Raw genomic sequence first — 20,011 nt, forward strand, 5'->3', positions numbered from 1 at the left:
AAGAAGATGAGCAAAACGAAATATATTTTAGGCCTGTTTGCAGATCCTGATGAGCTGATGCACGGGATTGATACTTTGCAAAAAAATAGTGTTCCGATTTATGATGTTTACACCCCGATGCCTATTCACGGTATCGAGCGTAAACTGGGTATTAAGGATTCGCGTTTAGGTTATGCAGCTTTTTTGTTCGGCTGCCTTGGTGGTACCACTATATTCAGTATGGCTTATTACATGCTGGTGCATGACTGGCCGATGGATATTGGCGGTAAACCGGCGTTTGCCATCCCTGACTTTGTGCCAATCACTTTCGAATGGACAGTATTGTTTACAGCATTTGGTATGACGCTGACCTTTTTCTTCGCCACGCATCTTTTCCCGGGCCGTACGCCGAGGGTAATGGATTTAAGGGCAACTGATGACAGGTTTGTTATTGCCATTGACGCTAAAGGCAATATTCCGCACGAGGATATCACGAATTTATTAAAAGAAGCAGGAGCAGTAGAAGTTAAGCATAACGACAGAAAATATGTTAGCTATGAATAAAAATAGAATATTGGGCATAACGGCTATTGCTATTGCTGTTACGGTGATTGTTTCATCGTGCAATAACAAGAGGAGTACCGGATGGGAATACGCTCCCAATATGTATGAGCACATTGCATACGACCCCGACCAAAAGAACGACAATTTTAAAGATGGCAAAACTGCACAGTTGCCCCCTGCCGGTACTACCCCTGTGGGCTTTGTGAGATTTGATTATCCGAATACAAAAGAAGGATACGAACAAGCCGGTGTTGAAGTAAAGAGTACTTTACCTCAAACACAGGCAAATTATACCGAAGGCAAAATGTTGTTTGAGCATTTTTGCTCACCCTGCCACGGCAAAACCGGCAAAGGCGATGGTTTAGTGGTTGCCCATGGCTTCCCGCCGCCGCCATCATACTCAACCGGTCAGTCATCGCGTGGCGGTAATATGAAAGATCTGACAGACGGTAAAATTTATCATACTATTACTTATGGTGTAAACGCAATGGGTTCATACGCTTCGCAGCTCGACCCTAAAGAACGCTGGCAAGTAATTATGTACGTTCACCATTTACAAACTTTATAAGCAATCATTAATGAATACTTCTCATAGTTTCGACGAGCAATTCGAATTTAAAGGCAGGGCCAAATCCTGGAGCCTGATCATGATCGTTATTGGTGTGATCGGACTGCTTGCAGCTTTTTTTACAAATGGCGAACGCGCTTTTGCAAATTTATTGCTTAACGGTTATTACATGTCGTGCGTTTGTATTTGCGGCATTTTCTTTTGCGCAGTACAATACGTGGCACAGGCAGGCTGGTCTGCTTCAGTTCTGCGCGTTCCGCAGGCCCTGGCTAAGGTTTTGCCAGTTGCGGGCGTAATTTTACTTTTGGTTATCGGCGCCGGCCTGTTTGTTACTCATCCTGGCCTGAACGAAGAAGGTAAAAGCACTGCTATTCCATACCTATATAAGTTATGGGCGCTTAAGGGTGTTACAGATTCACACAGCGAAAATTACGATGCAATAATTACAGCTAAATCGGGATACTTAAATATACCGTTCTTTTTAATCCGCCTTGTGATATATCTGGGCAGCTATACGTTGCTTGGCCGTATGCTGGTTAAATATTCAAATAACGAGGACGAACTTGGCGGCATGTTCAACTACAAAAAGAGTTTTAAGGTTTCGGTGTTGTTCCTGGTGATATTTGGTTTTACTGTTCCCTTGTTTGCTTTTGACACCATCATGAGCTTAGAGGCGCACTGGTTTTCAACCATGTTTGGCTGGTACAACTTTGCTGCACTTTGGGTGAGCGGTTTGTCAGTTATCACATTGGCGATAATATTATTACGCAAGGCCGGTTATATGCAATGGGTAACTGAAGATCACCTGCATAACCTTGGTCAGTTAATGTTTGGCTTCTCTATTTTCTGGACTTACCTGTGGTTTGGTCAGTTCCTGTTAACCTGGTATGCAAACATTCCTGAGGAGGCTGCATATTTTTACAGGAGGTGGGAACCGCAATTTAAGCCTTGGTTCTGGTTAAACATAATTGTAAACTTCCTTACGCCATTGCTGGTGCTGATGTCTCGCGACTCGAAACGTAAAACAGAGCTTTTGAAGGTTGCCTGTATCATATTGATATGCGGTCACTGGCTTGATTACTGGCAGATGATTATGCCGGGAACCATAGGTGTGAAGGGCGTGGGAGAGTGGTACTCGCCGATGATCCTCGTTGATTTTGCCATATTTGTAGGTGCAGCAGGGTTTATGGTTTGGATGTTTGGCAGTGCCTTAAGTAAATTTAAGTCGCTTGTTCCTAAAAAGCACCCGTTGCTGCAGGAAAGTCTTCATCACCACATATAATAATTGTTATTTTTGTACTTTAATAAAAAGAATACCAAACAACCATTAAAATGGGATTCAAACAACTAATAAATTCTAAAAAAACACAAGCGTTTTTCGCGGCGTTCGTGCTGTTTGGCACAAATCAGCTGATGGCGCAAACATCTGCCGAAGGTAATGCAACCGCGGTTGATAAAGGCGCTATGTGGACAGGTGTGGCCTATAATGTTTTATTAATTTTAGTAGGAGCAGTTTGCGTTGGCATTGTGGGTAAGATTTTAAAGGTTTACGACCTTACCCAAAAAATGCAGGGCAAAAGGGGAATTAACTGGAATACGATTATGGGCGTTTGCTGCGCGATCTTCCTTATCGCCGGGCTTTATGGCGCTAGCTGGTCTTTAATCGTACAGGGTGGTATGACGCTGCCGCAACCAGGTTCTGCGCACGGTGGCCTGATTGATTCCATGTTCACTACTACTACGATACTTACACTGATTGTATTCTTTATTACCCAGATATGCCTGTTCGGCTTTGCGTTCTTCTATCGCAATTCGGCCAAACGTAAGGCGCACTTTCTGCCGCACAACAATACTATCGAAAAAATTTGGACTATCATTCCTGCGATTGTATTGACCATATTGGTTGTGTTTGGCTTTTTTACCTGGCAAAAGGTAATGAACAGTACCGAGCAAAAAGGTGATTTAAACGTGGACGTCACCGGTCACCAGTTTGCATGGGAAATCCGGTATCCGGGCGCTGATGGTAAGCTGGGCCCTGTAAATTTTAAGTTGAGCACGCCTAACAACGTTTTGGGTGTTGATTTTAAAGACCGCCGCAGTATGGATGATCAGTCTGCAGATACACTTGTGTTACCTGTTAACCGCGTGGTAAGGATAAACATTCATGCACAGGACGTAATTCACAGCGTTTACATGCCGCACTTCCGCGTGCAGCTTAACGCTGTACCTGGTTTACCTACTTTCTTCAGGTTTACACCTACCATTACTACCGAAGAAATGCGCAAAAAATTAGATGACCCTAAGTTTGAATACCTGCTTTATTGCAACAAAATATGTGGTGCAGGCCACTGGAACATGCAGCGTGTAGTACGCGTTGTATCGCAGGCCGAATACCAGAGCTGGATTGCAAGGCAAAAGCCCTACCTGAATGATCAGTTGCGTAAGGAACTTCATTTTGCTGACGCAGCAACACCGGCAAATTCTGTAAAGGCAGTATCAAACACGTTAGCGTTAAACAAATAATATTATAAGAGTAACGATTATGTCAACATTAGCAGTTCACGATCACGGAGTAGTACATCACGAAGAAGGTCACGAACACCACCATAAGGCAACGTTTCTAAATACCTACGTATTTAGCCAGGATCATAAATACATTGCCAAGCAGTTTCTTGTAACAGGTATTATTATGGCGTTCTTTGCCATGGTTTTGTCAATCCTTTTCAGGATCCAGCTTGCTTATCCGGATAAAACGTTTCCGTTTCTTACAACACTTTTAGGCCATTTTGCGCCTAATGGCCGCATCAGTGCCGACTTTTACATGTCGCTGGTAACCATCCACGGTACCATCATGGTATTCTTTGTGTTAACAGCAGGGTTAAGCGGTACGTTCGCAAACTTATTAATCCCTCTTCAGGTGGGCGCACGTGACATGGCATCGCCATTTGTGAATATGCTTTCATACTGGTTCTTCTTTGCCGCAAGTATTGTCATGTTGTCTTCATTCCTGGTTGAGAAGGGCCCTGCAAGCGGTGGCTGGACAATTTACCCGCCGCTCTCTGCCTTGCCGAAAGCTATGCCTGGTTCAGGTATGGGTATGACGCTTTGGCTCATCAGTATGGTGTTATTTATTGCTTCGCAGCTAATGGGCGGTATCAATTACATCAGTACTGTATTAAACATGCGCACCAAAGGTATGGACCTTTGGAAAATGCCGCTTACTGTTTGGGCTTTGTTCCTAACAGCAGTTTTAGGTGTATTGTCATTCCCTGTGTTGGTGGCCGGTGTTGTGTTGTTAATTTTCGACCGCAGCTTTGGTACCAGCTTCTACCTTTCAGATATCGTATTAAACGGACAGGTTCAGCCTTACGAGGGCGGTAGCCCGATCTTGTTTCAGCACTTATTCTGGTTCCTGGGTCACCCCGAAGTATACATTATTATCATGCCTGCAATGGGTCTTTCATCAGAAGTGCTGGCAGTAAACTCACGTAAGCCGATATTCGGTTACCATGCGATGGTTTACTCGCTGATAGGTATTTCTGTGTTATCATTCATTGTTTGGGGACACCACATGTTCGTTACAGGTATGAATCCGTTCCTGGGCGGTGTATTCATGATAACGACGCTTATTATTGCCGTGCCGTCTGCGGTTAAAACGTTCAACTGGCTGGCTACGCTGTGGCGGGGGAATATCCGCTTCACTCCGGCCATGCTTTTCGCTATCGGCATGGTATCATTCTTTATTTCTGGCGGTTTAACAGGTATCTTCCTGGGTAATGCGGCTTTGGATATCAACCTGCACGATACATACTTCGTAGTTGCCCACTTCCACCTTGTGATGGGTTCGGCGGCTATTTTCGGTATGCTTGCCGGCGTTTACCATTGGTTCCCTAAAATGTATCGCCGCATGATGGACGAGCGTTTAGGTTACCTGCACTTTTGGTTAACTTTCATCGGCGCCTACCTGGTATTCTTCCCGATGCACTTTATGGGTCTGGATGGTGTACCGCGCCGTTATTATGCCTTCACTGAGTTTGAATCGATGAAGCGCTGGCTGACAGTTAACGTATTTATTACCTGGGCGGCTATTATGGCCGGTATAGCACAGCTTGCTTTTGCTTACAACTTTATACATTCTATCTTCTGGGGTAAGAAAACCGTTCAGAATCCATGGAATGCTAATACCCTTGAATGGACAGCTCCGATTGAGCACATCCACGGTAACTGGCATGGCGAAATCCCTACCGTTTATCGTTGGGCTTATGACTACAGCAAGCCTGGTCACGACGAAGATTTTATACCGCAAAACGTTCCTTTCTCTCAAACCATGAGCTCAAACTTACCTCATGATTTTGAAGACAATCCGGCTGGTTTAGAAGAGCACGCCAAATGGGTTGATGCTCAAAAGGCTAATGTAGCGGTAAAATAAAGCCTGTTGTCCTAAGTCCTGATCCTTAAGTTATGAGATTTGAACACCACCAGTTCAGGCCTCAAGGCTTACGGTTCAGGACTTATGACTTAAAAATGGCACTATATTCTGTAATACCTTCTACCTAAGACATGTGAGTATTGACTTAGGGCTTAAGACTAATAAATGAGGACATCCAGGTCAAAAACACGGTTCCAAAGGATTAATCTTGCTACCATAATTCTGCTGTTTATTTTAATTCTTGCGGGCGGGGTTGTACGTAGTACAGGTTCAGGAATGGGATGCCCTGACTGGCCGAAATGTTTTGGCAGATATATACCGCCTACCAATAGTTCCGAATTACCAAAGGATTATAAGAGCAAATACGTAGCAGGAAACGTTGCTAAAAATCAGCGGTTTGCGCATACCCTGGATGTGTTTGGTTACAGCGACCTTGCAAAACGTATCCGCGAAGATAAGTCTATTTTGGTTCCGGAGGAATTTAACGCCGCCAAAACCTGGACGGAATACGTTAACCGCCTTATAGGCGAGATCACGGGCATTTTCTGTGTGCTGACCGCAATTTTTGCGTTCAGTTACCGTAAGGAAAACAAGCTTATACCTTTTCTTGCAGTGTTGAACGTGGTTTTAATCGGTTTCCAGGCCTGGCTGGGCTCTATAGTAGTTTCAACCAATCTTGTTTCATGGATTGTGACGGTACACATGGTGCTTGCGCTTGTGATCATCGCATTAAGTATCGTCACTTATCATCTGGCAAAGGTTGATGGGCGGCCGAAATTAAGCACGAATCCACTGGTGCATATTGTTACACTTCTGGCGTTGATAGTAAGCGTAATGCAAATTGCTTTCGGCAGCGAGGTTCGTGAGAAAATTGACGCTGTTGCAGAACATTTTCAGGGCGGCTACCGCGATAATTGGATTGCTAACGCAGGTTCTATTTTTACACAGCACCGGGATGTGGCTATATTGGTGTTGGTGATAAATGTGGTATTATACGCTTTAGTGCGCCGCACATTCAACCGTCATTCTATTCAGCAGCAAATTATGAGCTTTACGTTCCTGATGATCATGCTGCAAATAGTTACGGGTATCATCTTGTCATATTGGGCTTTGCCGCCATACGCGCAGGCAATTCATCTATTGCTCGCTACATTGGTATTTAGTGCCCAGGTTTATTTAATGCTGAATTTATACCGTTCGGTAAAAGGGGGACTGCACGCATGAGCTGGAAGGATTTTTCGAAGCTGGTTAAAATGCGGCTCACTTTCCTGGTAGTTTTTTCGGCATCTATTTCCTTTTTAATAGGGAGTAAAGTTAACGGCGAATATAACTGGGGCAATTGGGTAAAACTTATAATAGGTGGTTTTTTGGTTACAGCAGCTGCTAATTGTTTTAATGAAATTATCGAAAAAGACCTCGATAAATTAATGAAGCGTACTAAGGACAGGCCTATGCCTGCCGGAAGAATGACTACCGGGCAAGGATTGGTACTCGGCCTTTTTATGGGCATAGCAGGTACCATATTACTTGGGAAGCTTAATCCTACTGCAGGTTACTTGTCGGTTTTTTCGGTTTTGCTATATGCTTTTGCTTATACGCCGCTAAAACGAAAATCGCCCGTAGCTGTATTCGTGGGAGCAATACCCGGTGCTTTACCGCCGCTTATCGGCTATGTTGCTGCTCATCCAAAAATTGACGAAATAGCGTTAATATTATTCGGCATACAGTTTATCTGGCAGTTTCCGCATTTTTGGGCTATTGCCTGGGTATTGGACGATGATTATAAGCTGGCCGGTTTCAGGTTGCTTCCCTCGGGTAAAAGGGATTTAACAAGCGCTGTGTTTGCTTTTATCTCCACCCTTATTTTGATACCTGTAAGTTTGCTGCCGACGTATTATGGGTATGGGGGTTACTATGTTGGGGGGGTATCACTGGTATGCGGCATAGTGTTCTTATATTTGGCTTTTAAACTTTCAAAGGACCTGCAAATAGCATCGGCAAAAAAGCTGATGTACGGTTCTTTTTTTTATCTGCCGGTTGTGCAGTTAATGTTTTTGTTTGATTTTATAGGAAAAGTGAAATGATGATGGCGCAGATACAGCAACAGGAAGACAGGTTAAACCTCGGTGCAAAAAAGTTCAATATGTGGATATTCATATTCACGTCCATTTTACTTTTTATGGGGTTTATGAGCGGCTTTATAGTTTATGTGGGCGGCCGTGGGCATGGATTACAGGTAATACTCCCCGGGGCTTTCAGGTACAGCACGGCCGTTATAGCCTTAAGCAGTATAACCCTTTTAATGGCCAAGCGCGCTGCCAAAGGCCTGCAGGTTGATAAGCAGCGGCTGTTTTTATGGCTTACGATTTTTTTGGGAATAGCATTTTTTGCCATACAGATATATGCGTGGTACGTGCTTACCTTTGAAGACCGCATATTTTTTTCGAACCCAAATGCGGCCCGCTCTTTCATTTACGTGTTTAGCGGTGTGCATTTATTACACGTTATAGCAGGACTGCTGGTTTTATTAAATACAGTAGTAGCCACTTACAGAAACATACCCCAGGTCAGGAATATATTTAAGATGGAGATGGCATCTATTTTTTGGCATTTTCTCGATATTATGTGGATTTGTCTGTATGTTTTTTTACTTTTGAACCAAAATTAAAACTTTTATCTACGTACAAATGAGTACAACAGTAACACAACAGATTGATGAGGTAAAATCGACACCATGGTCGGGAGGCAGATCGCCTTTTAACGTGGAGTACGGTAAGATGATGATGTGGTTTTTCCTCCTTTCGGACGCATTTACCTTTTCTTCATTATTAATCTCTTACGGCGCGTTGCGTTTTAGCGCTTCAACATGGCCATTGGCTTCTAAGGTTTTCCAGTCATTCCCCGGTTTGATTGAGAAAGATGCACCACTGGTTTTCGTTGGTTTGATGACTTTGATACTCATTTTAAGTTCTGTGACAATGGTACTGGCGGTTGAGGCTGGTCACCGTAATTCAAAAAAAGAAGTTGTTAGATGGATGATATTAACCATTGTGGGTGGCCTGATGTTTCTGGGTTGCCAGGCTTTGGAGTGGACACACCTGCATAGCGAAGGCTTCTGGTGGGGAAGCATTCCCAATGACGAGACATTGAAGGAGTTTTTTGAAGGTGTGACGAAGATCGGGAATGCCGAACACCTTACGTCTCACCAGTTTGCAAACCTGTTCTTTACAATTACAGGCTTTCACGGGTTCCACGTATTCTCGGGTGTTGTTATCAATATTATTATCACTGTCAACGTTATGATAGGCACTTATGCCAAACGCGGCAGTTATTTAATGATAGAGAAGGTTGGTCTTTACTGGCACTTTGTGGACTTGGTTTGGGTGTTTGTATTTACCTTTTTCTATTTAGTTTGATTTAATTTTAAAAACGATTTTATATGTCATCAGAAACGACAACTACACACCACGCTGACGCTGAGCACGGCGATCATGAGGGAATGTCTAAAAAAAGGATCATGAAGGTTTTCTGGATCCTGTTAGGCATAACTGCTATCGAGTTTTTTGTAGCGCTTGTTATAGCTCCCAAATTCCCTCATGCAGAATGGATAAATCCTATTTACATTGTATTAACTTTATTTAAGGCATTTTATATAGTTGCCTTCTTTATGCACCTGAAATTTGAAAAGATGGGGTTGATAATGGCTATTGTAGTCCCTGTACTTTTCATCATCGGTTTGATACTGGTACTTACAAACGAGAGCCACTATTGGATTGACCTGAGGCTGTAATGAAGAAAGCAAGTCTTCCGAAAAAGATTATAATCCTGGTGCTCGTCTTAGCGGTGCCAGGATTTTTATATTATTTACTTACCGTTGGCGGCAAAAACAGGTATAAACCTCTGCCCGTATTCGGCGAAAAACAGGTTGCGAAAACCACACATAAAGTAAAAGGGAAAGATATTCCCGACACCATTTACCATAAACTGCCGGACTTTAATCTGACCGATCAGAATGGCAATAAGGTAGATCTGAGCACGTTCAACAATAAGATTTTCGTTATTAACTTTTTTTATACCGCTTGTCCTTCGGTCTGCAAATTGATGAACGAGAACGTCAATGCACTGGACTCAATCTATAGCAGAAACAAGATGATCTATTTTGTGTCTGTGACTGTAGATCCTAAAAACGATGATATTGCCGGATTAAAGCAATACGCGTCCACCTTTAAGCATTTGTCAGCAAAGAGGTTGTTTCTCACGGGTGATACCGCCACCATATATAACCTTGCGCGCAAGGGTCTGTTAGTAGATGCAATACAAGCCGGCCCGAAAGATTTTATTTATAGCGATAAGTTAGTGCTGATTGATGGTGAGAAACGGATAAGGGGTTACTATACCGGGGCACAGACTGCAGAAGTTGACCGGCTTAACGACGAGATTAAGGTTTTGATCTCGGATGAGTTGAGAAAGAACGATACGCCTTTGTATTAATTAAGAATCAAGATAAAAAAGTAAAAATTAATAAGTTAACGAACCAGATTTTCCCGGTTTTGATTACGGGTCATCGGTTCCCGACTCAAAAAAATAAGCATGAACGATAAATTTATATTCCGGTTTGTAGCAGCAGTGTCCGTATTTGTATTTGCCGTAGTAGTATTATTGAACCGGAAAGTAATACCCGGCCCGGACGTTATACCTGCATTTACGCCTTTTTTACCCAAGCTTAACGCCATCATCAATGGCACCTGTACAGTGCTGCTTTTAGTATCATTATATTTTATAAAGCAGGGAAATATTACCGTTCACAAACGGATCAATATCCTTACGTTCTGTTTATCTTCAATTTTCCTGGTTTCCTACATCCTGTTTCATTACCTGATGAAGAAGGACATTGTTTATGGTGACCTGGATGGTGATGGTAAAGTATCGGCCATTGAAGCCGCTGCCGCAGGTTCGTTACGCCCCATTTATCTTACTATTTTAATATCGCATATCATACTCGCGGCGGGTGTTTTGCCGCTCATTCTGCTAAGCTTTTACCGCGGCTTACAAATGCAGGTAGCAAAACATAAAAAGCTGGTAAGATGGACCTTTCCTATCTGGTTATACGTTACTATAACCGGAGTAATTGTTTATTTGATGATATCGCCGTACTACAGGTTTTAGGACGGTGTTTTATGCTGGAGAGGTTGCCGGAACTTCGTAAGCACCTGGCTGGTGATACGCCCTGGCCGCTACAAAATCTCCGTAGAAGTATTTCCCGCCAATAACCCGGTACCTATTGGTTGTAAACAAATTTTGTATGTCCGGCAGTTTAGATGCCTCGATCCCGCAAATCAGCCTGAAGAATAAAAACATCGATTTCAACAAAACAGCCTGCCACCATTTACCGGTAAGCTGAAAATCACAGTTTAGCCACATTCCCCCCGGTTTCAGCAACTGATGCAGGTGACGGAAGACCTTACCGGTAGTTTCAGCAGTAAAATTGTCAAACAGGAAAGGCGTCAACACAACATCGAATTTTGTGCCTGGATAAACATCTTCGACGGCATCGTTTATGAAGGTCATTGTATTTTGCCCGGTATTTCTCTGCCTGGAGCGGGCCATCATATCGGCCGCTACTTCAACGTAAGTAATTTTAAGACCTGACGGATGCAACTTGGTTAATTCCTCCAATATCCAACCCGTACCACCGCCAACAATCAATACACCGGCACCTGCGGGAATAAATTGCAGCAAATAAACCTGCGCATTTATCAGAGCCCGGCCATAAACCAGCTGCGAAAGCCTGTCGTAAAACCATGCAGAATTATTGTAGCTGGCTGACATTTAGTAAGTGTTGTTGTAGCGTTTGTATCAATTAAAAGAGAAACAAAAGACATTTTAAGCTGCAAATATGGGCTTAATATATTCAGTGATAAAATATAAAATCGTTTGTCTCAAAGGAAATAGAACGGTTTCAGGTGAAATTACCCCGAAACCTTTAACTGTTTTATTATCAATAATTTAAGACCAGGGTTGCACTTAAAAACTGTAAAGTACCTGTAAACCTTAATCTGCATCAACATAATACTAATTACCTGCCGTAGTTGGGTGACTTGAGTGGTGACTGTTAACATCAAACGGGGGTTAAGACTTTTTGTTGATATGGGGGTTGGCAACGATTATTTACGGAAGAAGAGCAGCGATAGCTAAATCAATCCCCATGCCTTGTTGAATGCAATCACCAGTACATACTGCAATATCAGCACACCATCCATGTAGAAAAAGTAATAATACTCATTCTTTTCCCATTTAGATTTGAATATCAGCCAACCTGTCAGAAATACTGAGAGTACGAGACCCCAGAAACTGGCGTCGGCAATAGCATGCTTAAACATGACCAGCAGGACAATATAACCGGCTAACAACACCTGGCAAAATATATAGGCATTTTTTTCGCCTAATACCGATGGCACCGTTTTTAAACCGCTTTTCCTGTCGTCAAATAAATCACGGATATCAAAGGGGATGGTAAGTGCGGCGATAAAGAGAAAGCGCTTGGCTATAAGGATGGTAATATCCCGCATGGATACCATGGTTAAATGGTAATGCTGTGCTTCCAGCACGGGCAGCAGAACAATGCTCATCGTCCACACCAACGAGATCATAAACTGTTTTAACCATGGGATATGCCGCAGGCCGAACTTTTGTTCTCCTACGGTAAATATCGGAATACTATAAAAAAAAGAGATGATGCTCAAAAAGATCAGCAATATGCGGGACTCCATCGACAGCAGCACAAACAACGGGATGAGTGATAGCAGCGACACAATGGTAAATGTTACCATCAACCTGTAATGCGCGTAAAACCAGCGGACACGTTTATATGGCGAATTAAGCGGATCGGCTGGCTTGGTTGCCAGAATACTGAAGTTGTAAATACCAAGCGTTGATGTAAACAGCAAGCCGATTACAGGAAATACGATTTTGGCGCCTATTAAATTGAAAGTGAGTAAACCCTGCGCAACTGCGCAAAGAGACATAAAAACATTACTGAAGAGCAGAAAATCAAAAACAGAATAAAACGCTTTCTTCATTCTCAGAGGTATGTGCTAAGCCAATAGTAACGAGTCATAAGTCCAATGTCCAATTAATTATTGCGACTTTAGACCCCACATTTAGGACTCCTTAACCCGAGGCGGAGATCCGGCTTTTAATGTAAATATCGTAATCTCCGGTAATATTCCAATCCTGCCTGCAAAGTTTAAAAAACCATATCCAACGTTTACGTATAGCTGCTGTTTGCCTTGCTGGTAATGGCCGGCCCACTCGTTATAAATGTATTCAACCGGGCTCCATTGGAAACGCTCTGTTCTTACACCCATCTGCATTCCGTGCGTATGCCCCGAAAACATCATGTCTATCTGGGGGTATTCGGGTAAAACCTGAGCCCGCCAATGCGATGGGTCGTGCGATAACAACAATTTTACGGGCAGATCGTCTGTGTTTTTTACTGCAAGATCCATTCTTCCGTATTTCGGGAAACGACTTAATTCACCCCAGTTTTCAATGCCAAGGATGCCAATTTCTTCGTTACCTATCTTAAGACGCCGATGCTCGTTCATCAGCAAATCGTAGCCCATGGTTTTGTGAGCGCCAATAAGCTCTTGGAGGTTCTTTTGTTTGGCCTGTGCATTTGGCCACCAGGCATAATCTCCATAATCATGGTTGCCGAGACAGGAATACACCCCAAGAGGGGCTTTTACCTTGCTGAAAATATCCAGATAATCTTTTACCTCACTGGTAACAGCATTCACCAAATCGCCGGTAAAAAATATAAAATCGGCCTTCTCGCGCATCAGCATCTCTACGCCGCCCAACACAGCTTTTTTGTTAAAAAAGCTGCCTGAGTGTATGTCTGATATCTGCCCTAACCTGATTCCATCAAATGCTTTAGGCAGATTAGGAAGATAAATATCCTGGCGGATGACATGATAGTCATAGCACCCGCTTTTCATGGTTACCTTGATAGCTGCCAATGGAATTGCACCGGCCAGCAATCCTGCTTTCATTAAAAATTCAGAGCGGGGTATTGTATTATGATTTGGCGAACTATCGTGGAGGGTCGTATCTGGCGCTCCCTTGTCATCAGGGAGACGATCAGCAGGCGGGGGCGTATTCAATACGCCCTTACTATCAAATCTGTTTTTTATGTAAATAATAATCCTGCGTACATCATCAATCACCAAAACCGGCAAATAGGTTATTTTAAACAAGAATATCAGAAAAAAGAACGTGATTAGGAGTATCCTGCCCATAACGCCCATTTTTACAAATACAACGAAAAATAAATCGGCCAGCAAAAAGGCTGAAAACAACCAGTACAAGCGGACAAATTTCCTGGTTTGAGTGAATTTCCACTTTTTAATGCCCTTTAATCCGTTTAGTACGTACAGGTCAATCAGCAAAAGCGCAATTACCAGGAATATTATACGAAGGGAATATGCCGTCATGATCAGTTTAAAAGCAGGCGCTAATAACGGTCGTCATCCAAATCGATGTCGTCGTCATCGGGCTGCAAATTAAACAAACTATTAAACATATCCGAGAATGCGAAACCGTTATCCAGGAATCCTTTGTTCAACTGCGAAAATTCTGACAGGCCGTGTAGCACAAACTCCATCAGCAGTAAATCCTGGTTCTCGCTTAAACGGGGATGGAACTTCTTAACCAAATCTTTTAACCCTGTAACTGCATAAAGCGCCTTTTTATAATCCTGTTGAGGAAGATCGTCCACTAACGAAAGATTATTGCCGTCGCCGAACCAATTGATGATCTCGGCATAAGGGTTAGCTGCCTTGCTTTTCTTGGCTTTTTCAGGATCAGGGAAGAATTGCACCATAAGCGTTTTGATGGCTTTGCCGATAAGGATGTTGGCCACCTTGCCCGGCCCTTCCAGCTCGCCTTCATAAACCAATTCTATCTTGCCTGTAATGGCCGGGATAACACCCAAAAAATCAGAGATGCGTACAAACGTGCTTTTCTCGTTATTAATCAACATGCGCCGCTCGGCGTTGCTGATCAGATTTTCATAGGCCGAAATAGTCAGGCGCGCGGAAACGCCGGATTTTTTATCGATGTACTCAGAATTACGGGCCTCAAAGGCTATCTGTTCAACCAAATCTTTCACTAGTCCATCTGCTTCGACGTTTGAACGTTGCTCCGGCGAGAGTGTTGCTTCCTGCTGGGTGATTTTCCGGGAAATTTCCACCGAGCGTGGGTAGTGGGTTAATATCTGGCTTTCGATCCGGTCTTTCAGTGGCGTAACAATTGAGCCGCGGTTGGTATAGTCTTCAGGGTTGGCGGTAAATACAAACTGAATGTCAAGCGGCAGGCGTAGTTTAAAGCCGCGGATTTGTATATCTCGCTCCTGGAGTATGTTAAATAAAGAAACCTGTATACGAGCCTGTAGGTCGGGCAATTCATTGATTACGAATATGCCACGATGCGCGCGGGGGATTAGCCCGAAATGTATCACACGCTCATCAGAATAGGTGAGCTTCATGGTGGCAGCCTTTATCGGGTCGACATCCCCGATCAGGTCGGCGACGGTGACATCTGGTGTTGCCAGTTTTTCGGTATAGCGCTCTGAGCGGTGAACCCACTCGATAGGCGTTTCGTCACCTTTAGCCAATATTTCGTGGTGTCCGTACCAGGATATCGGGTTCAGCGGGTCATCATACAATTCAGAGCCTTGTATGTAGGGCATCCACTCATCCAGCAGGTTTACCAGCAGGCGGGCTATACGTGTTTTTGCCTGCCCGCGCAGGCCGAGCAGCAATATGTTATGCCTCGACAGGATAGCGGTTTGCAAATCGGGAATTACGGTATCTTCGAAACCCACAATGCCTTCAAAGCCACCCTCGCCCTTTTGCAGCTGCTTGATTAAATTTTCGCGTAATTCGTCCTTGACCGAACGGCTTTTGTAACCGCTCTTTTTTAGTTGTCCAAGGGTAGTTATATCTTTCTTATTCATTATCTATAATGCTATAAAATTGCTCACCTCGATCAAATTCCTGTCGGGGTCGCGGAAATAAATGGAAGCGGTTTTGCCCATGGCATTGCGTCGTTCAAACATCCCTTCAACCGGTATGCCTTTAACTTCCAGTTCAGCCTTTATCTGGTCTATGGATTCTGCCACCATAAAGCTGATATCTATCGAGCCGGGCGTGGGCTTGTCAGCTTCCAAATCAAATCCCCTGCCTTTCTGATGCAGCATCAAACTTTGCTCACCAAATTTCAGCGCTTTTTTACGCGGCGTAAACTCCTCAACTTCCATACCTAATACCTCGTTGTAAAAACTGCAGGTAAGGTCAATATCTTTAACTGTTAATACCAGGTGATTTATGCGCTCAACTTTCATTTATTCAATTTGAAAATTTATCGATTTGAAGATTTGATAATTTGAAGATTTGAAAATGGACTGGCACCTTCAAATTTTCAAATCGGCCCATCTTCAAACTAACAAATCATCTTACCGTTTTTCTTCTGTTACGGATATAATCCTCAAAAATATACTCGCCCAAACCATTCAGCGAACTATAGAATGCCTTGCCGCCATTGGTTTCGGTAAACTTGCGTACAAACTGCTGAAGGTATGGGTCTTTAGCAATCATAAACGTGGTTATCGGGATTTTTAGGCGCTTGCATTGCGCTGCCATATTCAGCGTTTTATTTACCACTTTACGGTCGAGTCCGATGCTGTTTTTATAATATTTTGTTCCTTCTTTCAGGCAGGTAGGTTTGCCATCGGTTATCATAAAGATCTGCTTGTTGTGCGTTTTTCGCCGGCGCAGCAAATCATTAGCCAGTTCCAGGCCAGCGTAAGTGTTGGTATGATAAGGGCCGACCTGCAGGTATGGAAGATCCTTCAATGTAATCGGCCAGGCATCATTGCCGAATACCACAATGTCAAGCGTATCTTTCGGATATTTAGTACGGATCAACTCCGCCAGCGCCATGGCCACCTTCTTTGCCGGGGTTATCCTGTCCTCGCCATACAATATCATCGAGTGCGATATATCGATCATCAGCACGGTAGAGGTAAGTGTTTTATAATCCATTTCCTCCACTTCCAGGTCCCGCTCGGTCATCATAAAATCGCCGATGCCGTGGTTAACCTGCGCGTTGTGGATAGACTGCGTCATATTGATCTGATCGAGGCTATCGCCAAATTCAAATTCACGGCGCTCGGCGTTTTTTTCATCGCCTTGTCCGGACAACGGCGACCGGTGATTTCCTTTCCCGGATTTTTTCAGTTTGCCGAATATTTCTTCCAGGGCGGACTGCCGGATGCTTTGCTCTGTTTTTGCAGTGATCCTGAAATCTCCCTTTTCCCCATCCTCGCTTAAATAACCTTTTTGTTTCAGTTCGTCTATAAAATCGCCCATACCATACTCATCGTTGGTGAGGTTGTATTGCTTATCCAGCTCATTCATCCATGCCAATGCTTCGCCAGCATCGCCTGCGGTATAATTAAGCAACTCCAGGAAAAGCTTAAGCAGTTCATCAAATCCGCCTTTAGGTAGCTGATTGGGTCGAAATTTCGAAAATTCAAATCCGCGCATAAAATGCCCTTTCTGATATAAAGTAACGGATTATTTTTTGCAAAAGTTTTTAAAAAAGCGGGCTGGACAGAATTGTTATGAGAATATGACAAATGCAGTAGCTGTGTGCTAAAGGTAACTTCAGGCGCAGGCCCGGAGAAAATTAACCGTATTGATTGAATTACAAAGAAAAAGCCCGTTATTGCGCGGCGAGATTGTCCCTTGCAATAACAGGCTTTGTAAAAGCTCCCCTGGTCAGATTTGAAAGTTAGCAGGGTTAGATTAAATTGATCAATTTAAACCGGCCAGCATCGTCAGCTCAATTCAAGCTGATCAACCCCAATCAACTAAAAACTATTTGGCATCGTTTATAGCTTTTACAGCTTCATCAGCTGCTTTTGCCGATGCTTCGTCGTTCATTTTAGTGCGCTGGCCTTTAATGGTGGTCAGCAAACCCGTCATAAACGGCCCTACGCCAAACTGTTTATATTTAATACCTAAATCTTTTAAAGCAGTGATACCAGCCTGTGCATTTTCGGGCTTAGTTACCCTGCCGGTAAATGCAGCGAAGCTGCGTACCAACGGGAATTTATTTTGCGCCGGGGCGTCCATGAATTTTTTGTATACATAGTCCCATTGGTCGTCGGTGCCGTTAAGTGCATAGGTATTTAATATGGCCTGGCTTAACGCGCCCCTGTTGTCGCTTTCAAAGCCTTTCGCAATTTTAAGCGATTCGGCAGGCTCGAGCAATCCTATTGCATTTAAAGCGGCCGCCTGCACTGCATACGACTGGCTGCTTAGCGACTGCCTGAACAGTGCCAAATTACCAGATGCTTTTAATGCACCCAGTTTAGCAATGGCCGCCGCGCGAACCAGGGTGTTTTCATCAGTTTGCGCCAGTGATGTCAATATGGGCAACGCTGCGTTGTGAACATCGTCGTTACTCATGTTCAGTGCACGGATAGCCCTGATACGAAGGCCATAGTATTTGTCTTTCAAGGCAGCAAGTATCACTTTTTGCCCTGCCTTATCTGCCTGGTGCGCACCGGCAAAAGTTATGGCTTCCAGGCGATCCATAAACAACGGCGCATTAAAATATTGGAAAGCAAATTCATCAAGCGTTTTGTCGTCAGTTTTTTTAGTCAATAAAACCTTATCGGCATCAACGTTTACCAAATCGGGTTTTACATTGCTTTGAAAGCTTAAGGTATCTGTCTTATCGTTCATCCAAACCTTATACCTGTTCTTTTTGCCACCGGCGTAAATGTCAATAGCCATGGGCAGTTTAAAGGTTTGGCCATCCTGGGTTTGCGCCAAATAAACGGTCTCGGTTTTGGTCGCCTCGTCATATTTATAGCTTATTTTGAGCTCGGGATGTCCGGCGCCATAATACCACTGGTTAAAAAACCAGTTCAGGTCGCGCCCGCTTACCTGCTCAAGAGCCAGGCGCAGTTGCTGAGGTTCGCCTTCTTTGTAAGCATTTGTTTTAAGATATAAGCCCAGGCCTTTGTAAAAAGCTTCTTTACCTAAATAATTGCGCAGCATGTTTAAAATGCGGCCGCCTTTCTGATAAGTTACCACATCAAATACGTCCTCTTTATCGTTGTAATGGAAACGCACCAGGTTTTTAGTTTTTGCATCCGGCGAATTCAGGTATTGCTGCATGGCGTCGTTGCTGTGCGAATCAGCTTCATCCTGGCCGTATTTATGCTCGGCCCAAAGCATTTCGCTAAAGTCGGCAAATGACTCGTTTACAGTAAGATTACTCCAGCTTTCAGCAGTCACCAAATCGCCGAACCACTGGTGGAATAATTCGTGTGCGATGGTGCTGCGGCCGGCGTCATAGTAAGCATCGATCAACTCGCGCGGCGTTTCCTGCACGTACTCGCCATGCAAGGTAGCCGAGGTATTTTCCATCGCCCCGCTCACATAGTCGCGCACAACGATCTGTGAATATTTAGCCCAGGGATAATCAACACCCAGCGTTTTTGAATAAAACTCAATCAGCTCAGGCGTCATCCCGAAAATTTGTTTGGCATAAGGCGCATATTTTGGCTCCAGGTAGTAACTAACTTCCTTATTCTGCCATTTATCTTTGTAAATTTTAAAATCGCCAACGGCCATCATAAAAAGGTATGGCGAATGCGGTAAATCCTGTCTCCAGGTATCAGTGCGGGTGCCGTCGCTATTAACCTTCTGTGAAACAAGCTTGCCGTTTGACAGTGTTACATATTTGTTCAAAACTGTCATGCTGATTTCGTCGGTAGTCTTCTGTTCTGAAAGGTCGATGGTTGGGAACCAGCAGGATGAGCCTGTGGTTTCTCCCTGAGTCCATATCTGGATTGGCTTATCTTTTTCGGTACCGTCCGGATTGATGAAATACAAGCCTTTGGCATCATTTATCGCTGCGCTGCCTTTTACATGCAATTCATTAGGTTTTGCCGTGTAATCAATGTAGATGGTGTAGCTCTCGTTGTTATGATAAACCTTATCCAGTTGTATCGCCACTGTCAGACTATCGTCGTACCTGAACTTTAATGGAATATTTTTCCCATTCTTAACAATAGCGATCGTCTTTAGATCCATGCCTTTGGCATCAAGTCTGAGGGTGTCGGTAGGGTAGAAGTGTGGCCTTAAGGTAACCCATTCCTTACCATACAGGTAACGTTTTTTATAATCAAAGCGCACGTCGAGCTTAGTGTGTACCAGATCATTGATTTTTGGCGGGGTTTCCCGGTAAATTTTCATTGCCGGGCTTTCTGCCTGTACCGTCTGTGCATTTAGCCTGTCTGCGGCAAGACCCACAAATAAGGCCGAGAGGATAAATGGAGTAATCTTTTTAAAGTTCATAAATTGTTATTGATATGGATTTTTTATTCATTT

The 20,011-nt window shown here is 43.7% G+C and carries 19 protein-coding genes; 12 read left to right on the forward strand and 7 right to left on the reverse strand.

What is annotated here, in order from left to right; translation table 11 throughout:
- Positions 1 to 6 precede the first annotated feature (6 nt).
- From Q3W13_RS00695 to Q3W13_RS00750, 12 genes are all read left to right on the forward strand, one after another.
- Positions 7 to 543 carry a DUF3341 domain-containing protein gene (locus Q3W13_RS00695; protein WP_302860525.1) on the forward strand — a complete coding sequence of 179 codons (537 nt, stop codon included), beginning with the start codon at positions 7 to 9 and terminating at the stop codon, positions 541 to 543.
- Positions 527 to 1,111, forward strand: coding sequence for a cytochrome c (locus Q3W13_RS00700; protein ID WP_302860528.1), 585 nt, complete (start codon positions 527 to 529; stop codon positions 1,109 to 1,111). Before Q3W13_RS00695 ends, Q3W13_RS00700 begins: the two co-directional genes overlap by 17 nt.
- A 10-nt stretch (positions 1,112 to 1,121) precedes the next feature.
- Positions 1,122 to 2,393, forward strand: a complete 1,272-nt coding sequence (locus Q3W13_RS00705) for a quinol:cytochrome C oxidoreductase (RefSeq protein ID WP_302860531.1) — start codon at positions 1,122 to 1,124, stop codon at positions 2,391 to 2,393.
- A 50-nt stretch (positions 2,394 to 2,443) separates the two neighbouring features.
- Entirely contained in the window at positions 2,444 to 3,634 is a 1,191-nt protein-coding gene (locus Q3W13_RS00710) for a cytochrome c oxidase subunit II (protein WP_302860533.1), read from the forward strand.
- 19 nt (positions 3,635 to 3,653) lie between these two features.
- The gene (locus Q3W13_RS00715; RefSeq protein WP_302860535.1) at positions 3,654 to 5,540 is read left to right on the forward strand and encodes a cbb3-type cytochrome c oxidase subunit I; all 1,887 of its coding nucleotides are present in this window, start codon (positions 3,654 to 3,656) and stop codon (positions 5,538 to 5,540) included.
- Positions 5,541 to 5,705: 165 nt separating this feature from the next.
- A complete protein-coding gene (locus Q3W13_RS00720) occupies positions 5,706 to 6,764 on the forward strand; it encodes a heme A synthase (protein ID WP_302860537.1) in 1,059 nt (352 codons plus the stop codon).
- On the forward strand, positions 6,761 to 7,624 hold the full coding sequence (gene cyoE / locus Q3W13_RS00725) for a heme o synthase (RefSeq protein WP_302860539.1): 864 nt from the start codon (positions 6,761 to 6,763) through the stop codon (positions 7,622 to 7,624). The genes Q3W13_RS00720 and cyoE overlap by 4 nt, the downstream gene beginning before the upstream one ends.
- Positions 7,621 to 8,208 (forward strand): cytochrome c oxidase subunit 3, encoded by a 588-nt coding sequence (locus tag Q3W13_RS00730; protein WP_302860541.1) that lies wholly within the window; start codon positions 7,621 to 7,623, stop codon positions 8,206 to 8,208. The genes cyoE and Q3W13_RS00730 overlap by 4 nt, the downstream gene beginning before the upstream one ends.
- Before the next feature lie 19 nt (positions 8,209 to 8,227).
- Entirely contained in the window at positions 8,228 to 8,956 is a 729-nt protein-coding gene (locus Q3W13_RS00735; RefSeq protein WP_302860542.1) for a cytochrome c oxidase subunit 3, read from the forward strand.
- A gap of 23 nt (positions 8,957 to 8,979) precedes the next feature.
- A complete protein-coding gene (locus Q3W13_RS00740; RefSeq protein ID WP_302860544.1) occupies positions 8,980 to 9,330 on the forward strand; it encodes a cytochrome C oxidase subunit IV family protein in 351 nt (116 codons plus the stop codon).
- The gene (locus Q3W13_RS00745; protein WP_302860546.1) at positions 9,330 to 10,031 is read left to right on the forward strand and encodes an SCO family protein; all 702 of its coding nucleotides are present in this window, start codon (positions 9,330 to 9,332) and stop codon (positions 10,029 to 10,031) included. Before Q3W13_RS00740 ends, Q3W13_RS00745 begins: the two co-directional genes overlap by 1 nt.
- A 99-nt stretch (positions 10,032 to 10,130) precedes the next feature.
- A complete protein-coding gene (locus Q3W13_RS00750; protein ID WP_302860547.1) occupies positions 10,131 to 10,706 on the forward strand; it encodes a DUF420 domain-containing protein in 576 nt (191 codons plus the stop codon).
- 9 nt (positions 10,707 to 10,715) lie between these two features.
- Here Q3W13_RS00750 and Q3W13_RS00755 read toward each other — a convergent pair whose 3' ends face one another.
- From Q3W13_RS00755 to Q3W13_RS00785, 7 genes are all read right to left on the reverse strand, one after another.
- Positions 10,716 to 11,369, reverse strand: a complete 654-nt coding sequence (locus Q3W13_RS00755; protein WP_302860548.1) for a bifunctional 2-polyprenyl-6-hydroxyphenol methylase/3-demethylubiquinol 3-O-methyltransferase UbiG — start codon at positions 11,367 to 11,369, stop codon at positions 10,716 to 10,718.
- 362 nt (positions 11,370 to 11,731) lie between these two features.
- Positions 11,732 to 12,619 carry a UbiA family prenyltransferase gene (locus Q3W13_RS00760; protein ID WP_302860550.1) on the reverse strand — a complete coding sequence of 296 codons (888 nt, stop codon included), beginning with the start codon at positions 12,617 to 12,619 and terminating at the stop codon, positions 11,732 to 11,734.
- A gap of 81 nt (positions 12,620 to 12,700) precedes the next feature.
- Positions 12,701 to 14,035 (reverse strand): metallophosphoesterase, encoded by a 1,335-nt coding sequence (locus Q3W13_RS00765; protein ID WP_302860551.1) that lies wholly within the window; start codon positions 14,033 to 14,035, stop codon positions 12,701 to 12,703.
- Positions 14,036 to 14,055: 20 nt separating this feature from the next.
- Complete coding sequence (locus Q3W13_RS00770; protein ID WP_302860553.1) at positions 14,056 to 15,558, reverse strand: sigma 54-interacting transcriptional regulator; 1,503 nt, start codon at positions 15,556 to 15,558, stop codon at positions 14,056 to 14,058.
- A 3-nt stretch (positions 15,559 to 15,561) separates the two neighbouring features.
- Positions 15,562 to 15,945: a VOC family protein gene (locus tag Q3W13_RS00775; protein WP_302860555.1), complete on the reverse strand. Its 384-nt coding sequence runs from the start codon at positions 15,943 to 15,945 to the stop codon at positions 15,562 to 15,564.
- Between the two features lie 106 nt (positions 15,946 to 16,051).
- A complete protein-coding gene (locus Q3W13_RS00780; RefSeq protein WP_302860557.1) occupies positions 16,052 to 17,149 on the reverse strand; it encodes a VWA domain-containing protein in 1,098 nt (365 codons plus the stop codon).
- A 333-nt stretch (positions 17,150 to 17,482) separates the two neighbouring features.
- On the reverse strand, positions 17,483 to 19,978 hold the full coding sequence (locus Q3W13_RS00785) for a M1 family aminopeptidase (RefSeq protein ID WP_302860559.1): 2,496 nt from the start codon (positions 19,976 to 19,978) through the stop codon (positions 17,483 to 17,485).
- Positions 19,979 to 20,011 lie beyond the last annotated feature (33 nt).

Origin of the sequence: Mucilaginibacter sp. L3T2-6 (assembly GCF_030519355.1) — a bacterium.
Taxonomy (GTDB): domain Bacteria; phylum Bacteroidota; class Bacteroidia; order Sphingobacteriales; family Sphingobacteriaceae; genus Mucilaginibacter.

Coding starts and splice junctions, on each gene's coding strand:
- Q3W13_RS00695 (WP_302860525.1), top strand. CDS start 7: ATGAGCAAAACGAAATATATTTTAGGCCTGTTTGCAGATCCTGATGAG.
- Q3W13_RS00700 (WP_302860528.1), top strand. CDS start 527: ATGTTAGCTATGAATAAAAATAGAATATTGGGCATAACGGCTATTGCT.
- Q3W13_RS00705 (WP_302860531.1), top strand. CDS start 1,122: ATGAATACTTCTCATAGTTTCGACGAGCAATTCGAATTTAAAGGCAGG.
- Q3W13_RS00710 (WP_302860533.1), top strand. CDS start 2,444: ATGGGATTCAAACAACTAATAAATTCTAAAAAAACACAAGCGTTTTTC.
- Q3W13_RS00715 (WP_302860535.1), top strand. CDS start 3,654: ATGTCAACATTAGCAGTTCACGATCACGGAGTAGTACATCACGAAGAA.
- Q3W13_RS00720 (WP_302860537.1), top strand. CDS start 5,706: ATGAGGACATCCAGGTCAAAAACACGGTTCCAAAGGATTAATCTTGCT.
- cyoE (WP_302860539.1), top strand. CDS start 6,761: ATGAGCTGGAAGGATTTTTCGAAGCTGGTTAAAATGCGGCTCACTTTC.
- Q3W13_RS00730 (WP_302860541.1), top strand. CDS start 7,621: ATGATGATGGCGCAGATACAGCAACAGGAAGACAGGTTAAACCTCGGT.
- Q3W13_RS00735 (WP_302860542.1), top strand. CDS start 8,228: ATGAGTACAACAGTAACACAACAGATTGATGAGGTAAAATCGACACCA.
- Q3W13_RS00740 (WP_302860544.1), top strand. CDS start 8,980: ATGTCATCAGAAACGACAACTACACACCACGCTGACGCTGAGCACGGC.
- Q3W13_RS00745 (WP_302860546.1), top strand. CDS start 9,330: ATGAAGAAAGCAAGTCTTCCGAAAAAGATTATAATCCTGGTGCTCGTC.
- Q3W13_RS00750 (WP_302860547.1), top strand. CDS start 10,131: ATGAACGATAAATTTATATTCCGGTTTGTAGCAGCAGTGTCCGTATTT.
- Q3W13_RS00755 (WP_302860548.1), bottom strand. CDS start 11,369: ATGTCAGCCAGCTACAATAATTCTGCATGGTTTTACGACAGGCTTTCG.
- Q3W13_RS00760 (WP_302860550.1), bottom strand. CDS start 12,619: ATGAAGAAAGCGTTTTATTCTGTTTTTGATTTTCTGCTCTTCAGTAAT.
- Q3W13_RS00765 (WP_302860551.1), bottom strand. CDS start 14,035: ATGACGGCATATTCCCTTCGTATAATATTCCTGGTAATTGCGCTTTTG.
- Q3W13_RS00770 (WP_302860553.1), bottom strand. CDS start 15,558: ATGAATAAGAAAGATATAACTACCCTTGGACAACTAAAAAAGAGCGGT.
- Q3W13_RS00775 (WP_302860555.1), bottom strand. CDS start 15,945: ATGAAAGTTGAGCGCATAAATCACCTGGTATTAACAGTTAAAGATATT.
- Q3W13_RS00780 (WP_302860557.1), bottom strand. CDS start 17,149: ATGCGCGGATTTGAATTTTCGAAATTTCGACCCAATCAGCTACCTAAA.
- Q3W13_RS00785 (WP_302860559.1), bottom strand. CDS start 19,978: ATGAACTTTAAAAAGATTACTCCATTTATCCTCTCGGCCTTATTTGTG.